At 58.2% G+C, this 15,525-nt stretch carries 13 protein-coding genes; 2 read left to right on the forward strand and 11 right to left on the reverse strand.

All coding sequences use genetic code 11. The features are described 5' to 3' along the window. Nucleotides 1-41: 41 nt before the first annotated feature. Together mgrA and AC27VJ_RS18620 are read right to left on the reverse strand one after the other, a co-directional pair. Nucleotides 42-1,076, reverse strand: a complete 1,035-nt coding sequence (gene mgrA, locus AC27VJ_RS18615; RefSeq protein WP_488685275.1) for an L-glyceraldehyde 3-phosphate reductase — start codon at nucleotides 1,074-1,076, stop codon at nucleotides 42-44. A gap of 92 nt (nucleotides 1,077-1,168) precedes the next feature. Further along, nucleotides 1,169-3,640, reverse strand: a complete 2,472-nt coding sequence (locus tag AC27VJ_RS18620) for a beta-mannosidase (RefSeq protein ID WP_488685402.1) — start codon at nucleotides 3,638-3,640, stop codon at nucleotides 1,169-1,171. Nucleotides 3,641-4,125: 485 nt separating this feature from the next. On the opposite strand from AC27VJ_RS18620, the gene AC27VJ_RS18625 reads away from it, so the two are divergent. After that, on the forward strand, nucleotides 4,126-5,187 hold the full coding sequence (locus tag AC27VJ_RS18625; protein WP_488685276.1) for a LacI family transcriptional regulator: 1,062 nt from the start codon (nucleotides 4,126-4,128) through the stop codon (nucleotides 5,185-5,187). 39 nt (nucleotides 5,188-5,226) lie between these two features. Here the strand turns inward: AC27VJ_RS18625 and gndA are convergent, their stop codons facing one another. The 5 genes from gndA to ccoG all read right to left on the reverse strand — a co-directional run bounded on the left by gndA (nucleotide 5,227) and on the right by ccoG (nucleotide 11,309). Next, nucleotides 5,227-6,657, reverse strand: coding sequence for an NADP-dependent phosphogluconate dehydrogenase (gene gndA, locus AC27VJ_RS18630; protein ID WP_488685277.1), 1,431 nt, complete (start codon nucleotides 6,655-6,657; stop codon nucleotides 5,227-5,229). Nucleotides 6,658-6,791: 134 nt separating this feature from the next. Next, nucleotides 6,792-6,947 (reverse strand): cbb3-type cytochrome oxidase assembly protein CcoS, encoded by a 156-nt coding sequence (ccoS, locus tag AC27VJ_RS18635; RefSeq protein WP_113088236.1) that lies wholly within the window; start codon nucleotides 6,945-6,947, stop codon nucleotides 6,792-6,794. Then, nucleotides 6,944-9,229: a cation-translocating P-type ATPase gene (locus tag AC27VJ_RS18640; protein ID WP_488685278.1), complete on the reverse strand. Its 2,286-nt coding sequence runs from the start codon at nucleotides 9,227-9,229 to the stop codon at nucleotides 6,944-6,946. Before AC27VJ_RS18640 ends, ccoS begins: the two co-directional genes overlap by 4 nt. Continuing rightward, the gene (locus tag AC27VJ_RS18645; protein WP_488685279.1) at nucleotides 9,226-9,726 is read right to left on the reverse strand and encodes a FixH family protein; all 501 of its coding nucleotides are present in this window, start codon (nucleotides 9,724-9,726) and stop codon (nucleotides 9,226-9,228) included. The genes AC27VJ_RS18640 and AC27VJ_RS18645 overlap by 4 nt, the downstream gene beginning before the upstream one ends. Then, on the reverse strand, nucleotides 9,723-11,309 hold the full coding sequence (ccoG, locus tag AC27VJ_RS18650) for a cytochrome c oxidase accessory protein CcoG (protein ID WP_488685280.1): 1,587 nt from the start codon (nucleotides 11,307-11,309) through the stop codon (nucleotides 9,723-9,725). The genes AC27VJ_RS18645 and ccoG overlap by 4 nt, the downstream gene beginning before the upstream one ends. A 119-nt stretch (nucleotides 11,310-11,428) precedes the next feature. Between ccoG and AC27VJ_RS18655 the strand changes: the two genes are divergently transcribed. Continuing rightward, entirely contained in the window at nucleotides 11,429-11,830 is a 402-nt protein-coding gene (locus AC27VJ_RS18655; RefSeq protein WP_488685281.1) for an SRPBCC family protein, read from the forward strand. A 137-nt stretch (nucleotides 11,831-11,967) separates the two neighbouring features. Here the strand turns inward: AC27VJ_RS18655 and ccoP are convergent, their stop codons facing one another. From ccoP to ccoN, 4 genes are read right to left on the reverse strand one after another with little or no spacing between them, the layout of a single operon-like run. Further along, entirely contained in the window at nucleotides 11,968-12,831 is an 864-nt protein-coding gene (gene ccoP, locus AC27VJ_RS18660; protein WP_488685283.1) for a cytochrome-c oxidase, cbb3-type subunit III, read from the reverse strand. Between the two features lie 2 nt (nucleotides 12,832-12,833). Beyond that, entirely contained in the window at nucleotides 12,834-12,986 is a 153-nt protein-coding gene (locus AC27VJ_RS18665) for a CcoQ/FixQ family Cbb3-type cytochrome c oxidase assembly chaperone (protein WP_062449288.1), read from the reverse strand. A gap of 11 nt (nucleotides 12,987-12,997) precedes the next feature. Continuing rightward, complete coding sequence (ccoO, locus tag AC27VJ_RS18670; RefSeq protein WP_062449287.1) at nucleotides 12,998-13,729, reverse strand: cytochrome-c oxidase, cbb3-type subunit II; 732 nt, start codon at nucleotides 13,727-13,729, stop codon at nucleotides 12,998-13,000. A gap of 12 nt (nucleotides 13,730-13,741) precedes the next feature. Beyond that, the gene (ccoN, locus tag AC27VJ_RS18675) at nucleotides 13,742-15,364 is read right to left on the reverse strand and encodes a cytochrome-c oxidase, cbb3-type subunit I (protein ID WP_488685284.1); all 1,623 of its coding nucleotides are present in this window, start codon (nucleotides 15,362-15,364) and stop codon (nucleotides 13,742-13,744) included. Nucleotides 15,365-15,525: the final 161 nt, after the last annotated feature.

Consider the following 15,525-nt stretch of genomic DNA (forward strand, 5'->3'; position numbering starts at 1 on the left):
AGGGAAAAGCCGCCCCGAAACATCCGGGGCGGCCTGCTGTTTTACTTCTTCAGTTCAGCGGACTTTGCCCAGAGATTGATGTCCGCATCCTTGGCGAAACGATCGATTTCCGACAGCTCTTCCGCCGTGAAATCCGGCTTGTAGAGCGCCTTGACGCAGTCTTCGACCTGCTCGGGACGGCTGGCACCAATCAGAGCCGTGGTGATGTGACCGCCACGCAGCACCCAGGCAATAGCCATCTGCGCCAGCGTCTGGCCGCGACGTTCCGCAATCGCGTTCAGCCCGCGAATGTTTTCGATATTGCGTTCATTAAGGAAGGCAGGGTTCAGCGACTTGCCCTGGCTGGCGCGGCTGGCTTCCGGCACGCCACCGAGATATTTCGTGGTGAGCATCCCCTGCGCCAGCGGCGAGAAGACGATGGAGCCGATGCCGAGTTCTTCCAGCGTATCGACCAGACCATCCTCTTCGATCCAGCGATTGATCATCGAATAGCTGGGCTGGTGGATGATGCAGGGCGTTCCGAGTTCCTTCAGGATCGCGGCGGCTTCGCGGGTGCGCTGCGAATTATAGGAGGAAATGCCGACATAAAGCGCCCTGCCCGACCGGACGATATGGTCCAGCGCACCGCAGGTTTCTTCCAGCGGCGTATCGGGATCGAAACGGTGTGAATAGAAGATATCCACATAATCCAGCCCCATGCGCTTCAGGCTCTGGTCGCAGGAGGAGATGAGATATTTGCGGCTGCCCCATTCGCCGTAAGGGCCTGGCCACATGTTGTAACCGGCCTTGGACGAGATCACCAACTCGTCGCGATAACCGGCAAAATCCGTGCGCAGGATTTCGCCGAAGGCCGTCTCTGCGCTGCCGGGCGGTGGACCGTAATTGTTGGCGAGATCGAAATGGGTGATGCCCAGGTCGAAGGCTTTGCGGCAAATATCCTGCTTGGTTTTGTGTGAAAAATCATTGCCGAAATTGTGCCAGAGGCCCAGCGAGATCGCCGGAAGCTTCAGGCCGGATTTGCCGCAATGATTATATTTCATGGACGCGTAACGATTTTCAGCCGGTTGCCAGGCCATGGATAGTCCTCCCTGTATGGATATGTGACCTGCGACAGTTGCCGCAGGTTTGGGTGTGATTAAATGGAGCGTAAAGAGATGCCGCTATCGTTTCAACCTTGCGATTGCGACGAATAGAGATCGAAAATCTTGAAGGTTGGGCGGGACGCCTGCTCCCTGTCCTGCGGCGAAAACACGATGCGTCTCGTCTCGCCTGCGGCCAGATCGAACAGATTGTCGGAATAACGACCGGCGACATCGGCTTCGATCATCACGAAAAGTGCAAGTCCGGTGGCAGAGACCTCTACCTCTAACTGCCCGTCATCCAGTGGCCTGACGTGGTGCGTAAGGCCGGAGGCCTGGAGGTCCAGCGCCTTGTATGTTTCCGGCACATGATGCCCCTCGCCGGTCATGCCGTTGGAGGCAATGAAGTTCCAGGAAAGCAACGCTCCAGCGGCCAGCTGCTTCATGTCGATTTCCGTCATGGTCACGGCTGCGTCCGGCCCACAGGTGCCGCTGGCGGATTTCAGCGGCGTGCGTGTGCCATCGGTCGCAAGTGCGAAGATGTTCATGTCGATTTCCACTTCCTCCGCCGTGTCGTTGACCGTGGAAAAGCGAATGGTGCTGCCATCTTCGGATGGAATTGCGGAGACAGTCACGGGCTGGAAAAAGCGCCGCGCGGCATAATGCAAGGCCTTCCAGCTGCCGCCGTAATCGAGGCTCGACCACGAAGCCACCGGCCAAGTATCGTTCAGCTGCCAATAGAGCGTGCCCATGCAATGAGGTTTGAGAGAGCGCCAGTATTCGACCGCGGTCTTGATGGCGAGAGCCTGCTGCACCTGACTGATATAGACGAAATTCTCGAAATCCTTCGGAAAGCGGAAATAGCGGAACATGGTCCCGGCAATCCGCTCGTTGCCACCGGCATTCTTCTGGTGAAGCTCGATGACGGGCGAGGAGATATTCATGTCCTTCTCATCCGCATAGGTCTTGATGACAGGCATGGATGTGTAGGACTGGAAACCGAATTCCGAGCAGAAGCGCGGTTTCACCGCGCGGTAATTGTCAAAGGATTTGTTTTCGTGCCAGACGGACCAATAGTGCATGTCGCCGGAACCATCCGAGTGCCAGGCATCGCCATAATCCATGTAACCGGATGCCGGGCTGGAGGGCCACCAGAGTGCGGATGGTGCCGCCTTCTTCAGCGCCTTCTCGATTGTCCGGTTCAGCCGGTCATAAGCCACGAGATAGCGGTCGCGATTGTCGCGGGATTGGTCGAACCATGTCAGCGCGCCGACAAGCTCATTGTCACCGCACCACAGCGCGATGGACGGATGCGACGACAGGCGCTTTACCTGATAGGTGACTTCGTGTTCGACATTGTCCAGAAAGTCATCGGTGCAGGGGTAAAGATTGCAGGCAAACATGAAGTCCTGCCACACCATCAGCCCCATCCGGTCGCAGAGATCGTAGAACCAGTCCTGCTCGTAAAAACCACCGCCCCAGACGCGGATCATGTTCATATTGGCTTCGACAGCCGAGGACAGCAAATCCTCGGTCTTTTCACGGCTGCTGAGCGAATGCAGCGCATCGGCCGGAATCCAGTTCGCACCCCGGCAGAAAATCTCACGTCCGTTGACCCGGAAGGCAAAGCGGCTGCCCGCCTCGTCCTTGTCGGTCAGCAGTTCGGTGGTGCGAAAGCCGATCTGCCGCGTCGCCGTTTCATCCGGCAGTTCCACCGTCAGTGTATAGAGCGTCTGCTCGCCGCTGCCCGCCGGCCACCAGAGTTTCGGTTTTTCGACGAAGAAGACATGCCGCAGCACAGTCTCGCCAGCATTGACGCCGCAATCCAGCCGCAGCCTTTCATCGCCGAGTGAAAGGTGGATCGGCACGCTCACGGCCTGCGCGGCATGCAGTGCGACTTCGACATGCAGTTCCACGCCGCCACCCACATGGTGCTGCGAGGTGCTGATATGTTCGATCCGCGCCGTATCGAGCCGCCGCAATGCGATGTCGCCATAGATACCGAGCGGCGCCAACGCGATGTTCCAGTCCCAGCCAAAATGGCACTGCGGCTTGCGCAGCATGTTGCCATGCGGGATGGGGGAATTACCGGGATGGTACGGAACATAAAACGGCTGCGCCGCCTGCCGCTCTTCTCCGGCCTTGATGCTGGAGTGGAAATGAATGCGGATGACATTTTCACCCGGAAAGATGGCACTGGTTACATCCGGCCTGTAACGGCGAAAGCAATTGTCGGCAGACAGAACCGGCACCTCATTCAGGAAAACGACGGCGACCGTATCGAGATAATCGACATCCAAATACCAGTCTGCATCGGCATCATCGATGTTGAAGCGGCGCTCGATAATCCAGTCCCGCTCCGCCACCCACTGCACGTCATTCTCATTGCGTCCGAAATATGGGTCGGGAATGATCTTCGCCTCGCGCAAGGCGCTGTGCACATCGCCAGGAATTTCAATCCGGGCGTCATGCTCACCGTCTGAAGATGAGAGTTTCCATTCACCGGAGAGGTCGATTGCAACGTCGCTTGCGTAAGATGATGTCATGTCCTGCCCTGTCATTTCGCCATGCCGCATTGGAAGAATTTTCAATCACGCAACTGCGGCAAATGTCGTACACTGGCTACGAAGCAGTGCACGCAATCCGTCCGCAAATGTCCACGAAACATGAAATTCTCCTCCCGGCGGCAACGTTACCGGAAAATTTTCTGGCGGTCACGGGGGATTAGCGGAAATGACGGAAGCGTAGGCCTGATGGGACGAGACACCGCCGTAATCTTTCGCGATAAATGAAGTAAAACTATTTTAAATCATAATGATATTTTATTTTATTAAAGTGATTAAAGCGCTACTTGGAACATCACTTTAACCCTCAAGCCATCCAGCGAAGGCGAAAAGCATTTTAGCCCATCCTCAATAAAAACTCGACAGAAGAGCTGTATCGTTACAGTTTATCGTGCGGCGGCGACCTGAGAAAATGGCTCCGCGCTTTGCAATGTGAAAAAAGCAATCTACCATATGACGTACAGGTTATGGTGAGTGGCGACATGAATGATGGCATGAAATCCGATACGAGCGGCCAGGCACTGGCAGGTTACGAACGCCCCACACTCAAGACAATCGCCTATATGACAGGCCTCGGCATCACCACGGTTTCCCGTGCCTTGAAGGATGCGCCTGACATCGGCGCCGACACCAAGGAGCGTGTGCGTCAGGTCGCGCAGCAGATCGGTTATCAGCCCAACCGCGCTGGCGTTCGTCTGCGCACTGGCAAAACCAATGTTATTGCACTGGTGCTGAGTGTCGACGAGGAACTGATGGGCTTCACTACCCAGATGGTGTTCGGCATTACCGAGGTGCTGTCCAGCACGCAGTATCACCTCGTCGTCACACCCCACACCCACGCCAAAGACCCGATGATCCCTATCCGCTATATTCTTGATACGGGCTCTGCCGATGGTGTCATCATTTCCAAGATGCAGCCGGACGATCCGCGCGTTCGCTTCATGACGGAACGCAACATGCCTTTCGCCGCCCATGGGCGCACCGATATGGGCATCGAGCATCCCTATCATGATTTCGACAACGAGGCTTACGTCTATGAGGCGGTGAGACGGCTGTCGCAATGCGGGCGAAAGCGCATTGCCGTTCTTCTGCCGCCCAAGCAGTTTTCCTATCACGACTTCGCACGTCGCGGCTTCGAGCGTGGCCTGCGCGATTTCGGTCTCAGCGAATTTCCGCTACACGGCATCATCAGCAACGACACGCCTCTGGACCAGATCAAGGAAGTCAGCCGAACGCTGATGAGCGGCGCGGATTGTCCCGACGGGCTGGTGTCGATAAGCGGCAGCTCCACCATCGCCTTCGTGGCGGGTGTTGAAGAAACCGGCAAGAAGGTTGGCACGGATATCGATGTCGTATCCAAGCAGTCGGCGGATTTCCTGAACTGGCTGCGACCGGAAATTCATACGATGAATGAGGATATCAAGCTGGCAGGCCGCGAACTGGCAAAGGCCCTGCTGGCGCGCATCGATGGGAAGCCGGTGGAAGGGTTGCAGACGCTTAGCCAACCGGTATGGTCCAGCCGCGCCCCGAAATTCGGCGCATAAGAAAAAGGCCCGCTTGAAGCGGGCCTTTCACTATCAGTCTTAGAAAATATCGAGACCGCTGCCCCATGGGCCATGCGGCTTGTCCACGCCATCGGTGCGCTCGAAACCATGTGCGCCAAAGAAGTCGCGCTGCGCCTGAATGAGGTTGGCACTGCCACGCGCACGACGATAGGCATCGAAATAGCCGAGTGCGGAAGCGAGTGCTGGAACCGGCAGGCCTGAGAGAACGGCGTGGGAAACAACGCGACGAAGCGGCGCGTCCGTATCCTTCACCATCTGCGCGAAGGCAGGCGTGACGATGAGGTTGGCGACATGCGGATCCTTGGTAAAGGCCGATGTGATTTCATCCAGGAACTGCGAACGGATAATGCAGCCTGCGCGCCAGATGCGGGCGATGGTCGGCATCGGCAGATCCCAGCCGAATTCCTTGGAAGCAGCAGCCATCACTGCAAAGCCCTGCGCGTAGGCGCCGATCTTAGCGGCCAGAAGCGCATTTTCTAGATCGGCAATGAAGGCCTTTTTATCGGCAGGCGCTGGCAGAGCTTTCGGCAGACCGAGAATGGTTTCGGCAGATTCGCGCTCTGTCTTCTGCGAGGACAGAATGCGCGCTGCGACGGCAGCTTCGATAGCAGTGGCGGCAACGCCCATGTTCTGCGCTTCGATGACAGACCACTTGCCGGTGCCCTTCTGGCCAGCCTTGTCCAGAATGAGATCGACCATCGGCTTGCCGGTGATCGGGTCTGCGGCGCGCAGAACCTTTTCGGTGATTTCGATGAGATAGGAGTTCAGGCGACCCTTGTTCCACTCACCGAACACATCGGCGATTTCGGCAGCGCTCAGCTTCAGGCCATCGCGCAGAATACCGTAAATTTCCGCGATCATCTGCATGTCGGCATATTCGATGCCGTTGTGAATGGTCTTGACGAAGTGGCCTGCGCCATCATTGCCCAGCCACGCCACGCATGGATCATTGTCGTACTTGGCAGAGATGGACGTCAGCACCTTCTCGACGCGCTTCCAGCTTTCTTCCGTACCACCAACCATGATGGACGGGCCGTGACGCGCGCCTTCTTCACCACCGGAAACACCCATGCCGATAAAGGTCAGGTCGGTATCCTTAAGCGTATCGAAGCGGCGGATCGTATCGCGGAAATTCGCATTGCCCGCATCGATCATGATGTCGCCGTTTTCGAGATGGGGCTTGAGAATTTCCATTTGCTGATCGACCGGGTCACCAGCCTTGATCATGATGATGATCGGGCGCGGCGGGCGGATGGCGGCGATGAATTCCTCGATGGTTTCGCAAGGAATGATCTGGCCCTGCAACTCGCCGGCATCGGCGTAGAATTTTTTCGTGACTTCCGGGGTTCGGTTGAAAACAGCAATCTTGTTGCCTTTTTCTGCGATGTTGAGCGCGAGGTTGGACCCCATTACGCCAAGACCGATCAAACCGATTTCTGCCTGTTCCACGGATGTATCTCCAAATTGCTTTTAACGGCGATGTTGTGGCACTCTAATGTGAAAACGGCAAGGCTAGCAGGAACTGAAACGATTATATTTTGATGACGCAAGTCAGCTTTGCGACACGCGCATGGAAGCCACGATTATCGCCCCGGCCGATCGTCGCCATCATCCAGCGCCCGCCATGCGGAACCGTCCATATCGTCATACTGGCCGCTTTTCAGCGACCACATGAAGGCAAAAAGACCAAGCCCGCCCAGAAACAGCGCCACCGGAATGAGGAACATCAGCATATTCATGCGAAGCGCACCTCCGAGCTTTTGCCCTCGCTTCTGTCCGCCGCGATCACGGGCTTGGCAGAGCCATTCAGCCGCAAGGCATTGACGACCACGATGATCGATGAGGTCGACATGGCGATGGCGGCGATCATCGGCGTGGCATAACCGGCAAGCGCAATCGGCACGGCGATGATGTTGTAGCCGATGGCGAGCGCGAAGTTCTGCCGGATCAGACGCCCCGCCTTTCTGGACGTATCGATGGCGAAGGAAACAGCCCGCAGATCATCCCGCATGAAAACGAAATCCGCCGCCTGCCGACCGATATCCGCAGCCGTGGCCGGTGCCATCGACACGTGAGCAGCAGCCAGTGCCGGCGCATCATTGATACCATCGCCCACCATCAGAACCTTGCGGCCTTCCCCTGTCAGTTCAGCACAGCGATTGGCCTTTTCGGCAGGCGATAGCCCACCCCGCCCGGCATCGATGCCCACCCGTTTGGCAAGTGCCGCCACAGCGGCTGGGCGATCGCCTGAAACGATCTGCGTCGAAAAACCGGTCTGATGAAGCTGCGCAATGGCTGCAGCGGCACCGGGGCGAACGCTGTCTTCGAACTGAAACTGCGCGACCTCGCGCCCATCCAGCGAGAGAACGACTTCCGACGTCGCATCATCGCTTTGCGCAGCCTCATCGGCGCAGGCAAAGCGCCGGTTGCCAAGCCGGTAGATGCCATCAGATGTTTTCACCTCGACGCCCGAGCCCGGAATTTCGCAGACATCCTCAAACATAGGCAGCGGACCATTCACCTCCCGGCAAAGGCTTTGAGAAAGAGGATGACGGGAGTTCGCAGCAATGCCAGCGGTAAGGCGCATCGTTTCTGCCGCTATGGCTCCACCATTCACCAGCCGTGGCTGGCCCAACGTCAATGTGCCGGTTTTGTCGAACAGAACGGTATCAGCCTCCGCCAACCGCTCCATGGCCGAGCCGTCTTTCACCATGATGCCGTTTTTGAAAAGCCGCCCGGCAGCAACGACCTGAACGACCGGCACGGCGATGCCGAGCGCACAGGGGCAGGTGATGATCAGCACTGCAATCGCAATCAGCATCGCCTGCTTCCAGTCACCACCAAAGACGCCCCATGCGACGAAGGAGCTCAGTGCCAGCAGATGCACAACCGGCGAATAATATTGCGCGGCCCGGTCCGCCAGGCGGCGGTAACGCGCCCTGCCCCCTTCGGCAGCTTCCATAAGGCCAATGATTTCCGAAAGAAAGGAATCCCGCGCCAGCGCCGTCGCTTGCATCAATAGCGGGCCTGTCAAATTGAGCGTTCCAGCCTGAATGAGATCGCCCACGCGCACCACGCGCGGCGCGCTTTCGCCATTGGCGATGGACATATCCAGATCGCTATTGCCGCTGACGATCCTGCCATCCACCGGCACCCGCTCGCCCGCCGCAATCGCCACCCGGTCACCGGGTACGATTTCACCGACGGCACGATATTTGCGGTTGCCGTCCTCAAGCAGAACAGTCGCGCCATGTGGCGAAAGCCGTGCCAAGCCAGCAATGGCCGAGCGCGCCCTGTCGCGCATCACGTGATCCAGCGTGCGGCCAATCAGCAGGAAGAACAGCAGCGAAACTGTGGCATCGAACCATGCATGCGCGCCGCTGTGCATCGTCTCCCAGATGGACACGCTGTAGGATAGTGTGATCGCCAGCGCGATGGGCACATCCATATTGGTGCGCCCATGCTTCAGTGCGTTGTAGGCGGATTGATAGAAAAAGCGCCCGCCATAAATCAGCGCCGGTGTCGCTATCAGCGCCGAGATCCAATGGAACATATCGCGCGTCGCCGCATCCGCCCCGGACCAGACCGAAATCGACAGCAGCATGATGTTGACAGCCGCAAAACCGGTGAGCCCGACGGCGCGGATGAGCTTGTTGCGCATGTCATCCAACGTTTCCTGGCCGGAGCCGAAAAGATGCGCCTCATATCCGGTCGAGGCCACGGCTCTTGCCAGATCGGCAGGGTCCGTTCGCTCGCCCGTCACCTCCTCCTTCCAGACAATGGAAACGCGTTTGGAGGAGAGGTTGACGCGGGCGCGTTCCACCTGCGGCATCCCCGCCAGAGCGCTTTCGATGGTACTGATGCAGGCGCCGCAATAAACGCCGGGCACGGAAAGGTCCGTCTGCCGCAGCCCCTGCCCCAGATCGCGGCTGGCCAGCATCAGCTCTTCTGACGAAGGCAGCGCTCTCTTCAACCCGGCCTGTTCAAGAGCAATTTCCGTTCCGGGCGCGCAGCAACTCATCTCACACCTCCGGCAATGTCGATGCGTGTTCCCTCATGGACGATGATCGCCCCATTCTTCACGGCAATCGCCTCGACGATCCAGTCGCCTGCCGCCAGTTCATGCCGGGCGGAGAATGTGTTGGGGCCGAGCTTTTCCAGAGGCAGCGAGAAATCCTGATGCTCACCCACCGGACGGCGGAAGTTCAGCGTTACCGTATCGGTATCGATGGCACCGCGCTGCGGGTGAGACACCTCATATTCGACGGTGCTTCCATCAATGCGAAGCTTGCCGACGATGCCGCTGGCGGCGCGGGCCTTCGCCGCCTCCGCCTTGCCATTGAACTGCTGGCTGGCGACATAGGTATTCGGCACCACCAACCCGCTCCAGCTGGTGACAGCGTTCCAGGCCATGGTCACATTCACGGAAATGATCGTGCCGAAGAACAGCAGCATGATCGCCAGCATGTGCCAGCCGGTAAAGGTAAAGCCCGGCTTTTCGCTCTGTTCAGCGCTCATTTCTTTGCTCCCGGCCCGTTGAAGACGGCCTTGTAATGTGCGGTTTCGGAATATTCGTCATCGACCGCTATGAAGTTGAAATCATCAGCAGCACGGACGGATGCCCCGCTCGGCGTGGTCACGAAGACCCGCAGATTGGTCACCTCATCCGGCTTCACATCGATGCTGAAGGAACGCGCAGGCTCCGTAGCCATGCCGTTGATCTTCATCACCGCGTCCGGCAGGCCATCGAGCGACAGCGTGATGGTGCGCGGCTGGGCGATCATGTTCAGCAGCCGCACCGTATAGCCGTTGCGGATCGAGCCATCCGACTCCATCACATATTGCGGATTGCGGTCATGCAGCACATTGACGGAAAGCCGCTCTCTGGTTGCCAGCGTCACCAGCATGACGACACCGACAAGGCACCAGATCGTCATGTAGAACACGGTGCGCGGACGAAAGATGATACGCCAGTTGAAGTGCCTGACGGCATCAATAAACGTCCCGTCCGGGTTTCGAACATTGCCGGGGCGGATGTCATGTGCACCGCCACCGGTGGCAAGCGCCATGTTGTCTTCATATTCGCTGAGCGTCGCATAGGCGATCAGGCCGCGCGGCTTGGAAAGCTTGTCCATGACACTGTCGCAGGCATCGATGCACAGCGCACAGGTAATGCACTCCATCTGCTGGCCATCCCGGATGTCGATGCCCATGGGACAGACCGCAACGCAGGCATTGCAATCCACGCAGTCCCCCACCGGCTCTCCGGCAGCAATGGCCTTCTTGGCATGACGCGAACGGCGTTCGCCGCGCCAGTCATTATAGGTCACAACCAGCGAATGCTCATCCAGCATGGCACCCTGAATACGTGGCCATGGACACATGTAGGTGCAGACCTGCTCTCGCATAAGCCCGCCCAGCACATAGGTCGTCGCCGTCAACGTGGCGACGGTATAATAGGCGATCATTGCGGCAGTGCCGGTCAGAAACTGCATGGCCAGAGTCGGCGCATCGGCGAAGTAAAAGATCCAGGCGCCGCCAGTCAGAACGCCGATGACGATCCATATCGCGTGCTTCACCACCCGCTTACGGAGTTTCTCAAACGTCCACGGCCCAGCATCCAGCTTCATCCGCGCATTTCTGTCACCTTCGATGAAGCGTTCAACGACCAGAAACAGATCGACCCACACCGTTTGCGGACAGGTATAACCGCACCATGCCCGCCCCACGGCAGAGGTCAGCAGAAACAGCCCGAACCCAGCCATGACCAGCAACCCGGCGACATAGAAAAACTCCTGCGGCCAGATTTCGATGAAGAAGAAATAGAAACGGCGATTGGCAATATCGATCAACACAGCCTGATCCGGCGCGTAAGGCCCACGGTCCCATCGAATCCACGGCGTGAGATAATAAATGCCAAGCGTGATCAGCATCACGATCCACTTGAAACGCCGGAAACGGCCCTCCGCGCGCTTGGGAAATATCTTCCTGCGCGCTTCATAGAGAGGCTGTCTGCTTAGAGCAGAGTTCACCGGCTCTGCATTCAGTCTCTCAACCGTATCGGAGCCGTTGCCATTGTTTCCGGCGCTGTAAATGTTCATGGGGCTAGTGTCCGGTTTCTCACCCTTGCGTTTTGGCACTTCGCCGGGCAACCATCCTTGACTTAGGTCAAGTCAGGACAAAGTGGCGCAGTCAGACCGCGCAGGACGAGGAGGCAACAATGACCACCATGACATCGCGCATAGTTCACATCTCGATCGAACGTTCCTGGAAAGAGGTTTATGCCTTTGCAGCCGACCCCGCCCGTATGCCGCAATGGGCTGCCGGGCTTGCCAGTGGTTTGACGAAGGATGGCGATGAGTGGATTGCGTCGGGGCCGCTGGGCGATGTGCGGGTGAAGTTCGCTCAGCCGAACGATTACGGCGTTATCGATCACGTCGTGACGTTGCCGGATGGGCTGGAGGTTTATAACGCGCTTCGCGTCACGCCCAATGGAGATGGGGCGGAGGTGGCGTTTACCGTGCTGAAGCTGCCCGGCATGGCAGATGAAGAGCTTGAGCGCGATGCGGCAGCGGTGCTTGCGGATTTGAAAGCGTTGAAGGCGATTTTGGAGGGTGACTGATACCCCTCTACGTCATCCTCGGGCTTGTCCCGAGGATCTACTCACGTCTCCTAAATTGCAACGGTGCAGATGCTCGGGACAAGCCGGAGCATGACGTAGAGGTGGTTTGGCCAACCTCCACTCGAGGTAACCGCCCTTTATTCCCCACCACCAAGCGAATGCACAAACAGCGTCAGCTGCTTGACCGTCGTATCGCCAAGGCGCTCTCCCCATGCGGGCATTACGCCGTGCTTGGGTGCGCGTATCTGCGCGATGATGCCGTCTTCGCCCTGTGCCTTCAGCCAGATGGCATCGGCGAGATTGGGTGCGCCCATGTCGCGGTTGCCCCTCGCGTCTTCACCGTGGCAGGACGCGCAGTTATCGGCGAAAACCTGTGCGCCCGGCTGGACCATGGATGGATCATGCGGTCTACCAGTGAGGCTGACGACATAGGCTGCGACCTCGCGGATTTCGTCGGCTTTGAGCATTTCCGCGAAGGCTGGCATTTCCGAGATGCGCGTGTCTGCATCCTCGGCAAAACGAATGCCATGCGTAATCGTCGTGTGGATGTCGTTGACGGTTCCGCCCCACAGCCAGTCGTCATCGTTGAGGTTGGGATAGCCATTGCCGCCCTCAGCGCCGGAACCGTGGCACTGGATGCAGTTAATCTTGAAGGCAGCGGCACCGCCGGCGACGGCAAACTGCATCAGCTCGCCATCCTTCTGAATATCTTCCAGCGAAGACGAGGCGATCTTGTCAAGGTAGACATTCTGCGCCGCCTTGGCATCTGTCACCTCGGCCACGAAATCCGCGCGGCTGTGCCAGCCAAGGAGTCCTTGCGTGCTGCCAGAGATCAACGGCCATGCCGGAAAGGCAATCGTATAGCCGATGGCCCACAGGATGGTGACGTAGAAGGTCCATACCCACCAGCGCGGCATGGGATTGTTCAACTCGCGGATGCCATCCCACTCGTGACCGGTGGTTTCGACGCCGCTGACATCGTCAATGTGTTTATCGGACATGATCAGTCCTCCCTAAGCGGAATGCTGGCGGCATCGTCAGCGGATTTCTTGGAGCCGGGGCGCAATGTGAAAATGATGGTGCCCGCGAAAAACAGGGTCATGACAAGCAGGCCCCAGCTATCGGCGAAGTGGCGCATGGCCGTGTAGGTTTCCATGATACGTCTCCTCAGCGATAACCGGCGGCATCGTCATAGGTCGAGAAATCGACCAGCGTGCCGAGCATTTGCAGGTAAGCGACCAGCGCATCCATTTCGGTGACCTTGGTCGGGTCACCATCGAAGTCGCCGATCTTGGCCTTCGGGTAGCGTGCCTCCAGCGCCGTCGTATCGGCATTGGGGTCGGCCTGCGCCTTCAGGTCGGCTGCCGCGTTTTCGATCATCTCGTCGCTATAGGGAACGCCGACGGCACGGTTTGCCTTCAGCTCCATGGCGGCATCAGGGATTTGCAGCGGTGTCGATTTCAGGAAGGAATAGCTCGGCATGACCGACTCGGGCACCACGGCCCGAGGCTCCACCAGATGCTGGACATGCCATTCGTTGGAGTAGCGACCGCCAACGCGCGCAAGGTCGGGGCCCGTACGCTTGGAGCCCCACTGGAACGGATGGTCGTACATGCTTTCCGCCGCCAGACTGTAATGGCCGTAACGCTCCACCTCGTCGCGGAACGGGCGGATCATCTGGCTGTGGCAGACATAACAGCCTTCACGGATGTAGATGTTGCGGCCTGCCAGCTCCAGCGGCGAATAGGGCCGCATGCCTTCCACCTTCTCGATGGTGTTTTCGAGATAGAAGAGCGGCGCGATTTCCACGATCCCGCCGATGGAGACCACGGCCAGAGAGCCGACCAGCAGCAAGGTCGCGTTTCGTTCGATGACGCCGTGTTTGTCGAGAATAGACATCGTTGAAACTCCTTATTCCGCAGGCTGCAGCTTGGGCGCGGCGGTCTTGAAGCCCGTCTCGTCGCGCTGGTAGCCCAGAATTGTCATGGTGACGTTGTAGGCCATGATCAGCGCACCCCCGAGGAACAGCGCCCCGCCCAGTGCACGCAGCACGTAGTATGGGAAGAGTGCGGCGACCGTTTCGGCAAACGAGTAGACCAGGAAGCCCTGCGCATCATATTCGCGCCACATCAGACCCTGTTGAATACCGGCCACCCACATGACGGCGGCGTAGACGACGATGGCGAGCGTGGCGAGCCAGAAGTGCCAGTTGACCATCGCCAAGCTGTAGAGCCGTTCACGACCCCAGAGCTTCGGCGTCAGGTAATAGATTGCACCAAAGGTGATCATGCCGTTCCAGCCGAGAGCGCCCGAGTGCACATGGCCGATGGTCCAGTCCGTATAATGGCTGAGCGAGTTGACGGCCTTGATCGACATCATTGGGCCTTCGAAGGTCGCCATGCCGTAGAAGGCAACCGCCATGATCATCATGCGCACGATTGGGTCAGTACGGATCTTGTCCCATGCGCCAGACAGCGTCATCAGACCGTTGATCATGCCACCCCACGAAGGCATCCACAGCATGATGGAGAACACCATGCCCAGCGTCTGCGCCCAGTCGGGCAGTGCCGTGTAGTGAAGATGGTGCGGACCGGCCCAGATATACATGAAGATCAGCGCCCAGAAGTGGATGATCGACAGGCGGTAGGAATAGACCGGGCGGTTCACCTGCTTGGGGATGAAGTAGTACATCATGCCCAGGAAGCCCGCCGTCAGGAAGAAGCCCACGGCATTGTGTCCATACCACCACTGCGTCAGCGCATCCTGTACACCGGAGAAAGCCGAGTAGCTTTTCACGCCAAGAAACGAAACCGGGACCGCCAGATTGTTGACGATATGCAGCATGGCAATGGTGACGATAAAGCCGAGGTAGAACCAGTTCGCCACATAGATATGCGGTTCCTTGCGCTTGAAAATCGTGCCTAGGAAGGTGACGAGATAGGCAACCCAAACAATGGTGAGCCAGATATCGACATACCATTCCGGCTCCGCATATTCCTTGCCCTGAGTGATGCCCAGCAGATAGCCGGTTGCCGCCATGATGATGAAGAGGTTGTAGCCCCAGAACACGAACCAGCCGAGATCACCACCGAACAGCCGCGCGCGCGATGTGCGCTGCACGACGTAGAAAGACGTGGCAATCAGCGCATTGCCGCCAAAGGCAAAAATTACCGCCGATGTGTGCAGCGGGCGAACACGACCGAAATTGAACCATGGCTCGATGTTGAGATCGGGAAAGGCCAGTTGCAGCGCAACGACGACGCCGACCAGAAAGCCGACGACGCCCCAGAACACCGTGGCAATCACGCCATAGCGAATGACCTCATCGAAATATTCGGATTCGCGCTGCTCCTTGGACGCCGGCTTGACGGGCGCGAAGGATACGCGGCGCAACATCAGCGCGGTGCCGACCAGCAGCACGAAAAACAGCACCCACATATGGGCGGCGAAAAGATTGTCGTGAGCGAAAGCCGCCCCGAGCAAGGCGAGGAAGGCCCCCACGGCCACCATCGCAGTTCCAAGCATAGAGTTCATTGTTGGTTTCCCCCAACGTCATCGCAGTTACGACGCGGCGGGACGAACCACAGATAAGGCGGCAAACGTGCTTTCGCGTCGTCTGCTGCTTTGCCACTGTGTTGGGCAAGTGGCCTTGATTTGGATCAAGTTGGGGGTCGGAGGGGCGGCAATCGGGTGCC

The organism is Agrobacterium sp. 20P9.1.2, from assembly GCF_057799395.1.

What these genes read in the sequence shown, in the direction of transcription:
- mgrA (WP_488685275.1), bottom strand. Translation starts at nt 1,076, where the DNA reads ATGGCCTGGCAACCGGCTGAAAATCGTTACGCGTCCATGAAATATAAT.
- AC27VJ_RS18620 (WP_488685402.1), bottom strand. Translation starts at nt 3,640, where the DNA reads ATGACAGGGCAGGACATGACATCATCTTACGCAAGCGACGTTGCAATC.
- AC27VJ_RS18625 (WP_488685276.1), top strand. Translation starts at nt 4,126, where the DNA reads ATGAATGATGGCATGAAATCCGATACGAGCGGCCAGGCACTGGCAGGT.
- ccoS (WP_113088236.1), bottom strand. Translation starts at nt 6,947, where the DNA reads ATGAATATGCTGATGTTCCTCATTCCGGTGGCGCTGTTTCTGGGCGGG.
- AC27VJ_RS18640 (WP_488685278.1), bottom strand. Translation starts at nt 9,229, where the DNA reads ATGAGTTGCTGCGCGCCCGGAACGGAAATTGCTCTTGAACAGGCCGGG.
- AC27VJ_RS18645 (WP_488685279.1), bottom strand. Translation starts at nt 9,726, where the DNA reads ATGAGCGCTGAACAGAGCGAAAAGCCGGGCTTTACCTTTACCGGCTGG.
- ccoG (WP_488685280.1), bottom strand. Translation starts at nt 11,309, where the DNA reads ATGAACATTTACAGCGCCGGAAACAATGGCAACGGCTCCGATACGGTT.
- AC27VJ_RS18655 (WP_488685281.1), top strand. Translation starts at nt 11,429, where the DNA reads ATGACCACCATGACATCGCGCATAGTTCACATCTCGATCGAACGTTCC.
- ccoP (WP_488685283.1), bottom strand. Translation starts at nt 12,831, where the DNA reads ATGTCCGATAAACACATTGACGATGTCAGCGGCGTCGAAACCACCGGT.
- AC27VJ_RS18665 (WP_062449288.1), bottom strand. Translation starts at nt 12,986, where the DNA reads ATGGAAACCTACACGGCCATGCGCCACTTCGCCGATAGCTGGGGCCTG.
- ccoO (WP_062449287.1), bottom strand. Translation starts at nt 13,729, where the DNA reads ATGTCTATTCTCGACAAACACGGCGTCATCGAACGAAACGCGACCTTG.
- ccoN (WP_488685284.1), bottom strand. Translation starts at nt 15,364, where the DNA reads ATGAACTCTATGCTTGGAACTGCGATGGTGGCCGTGGGGGCCTTCCTC.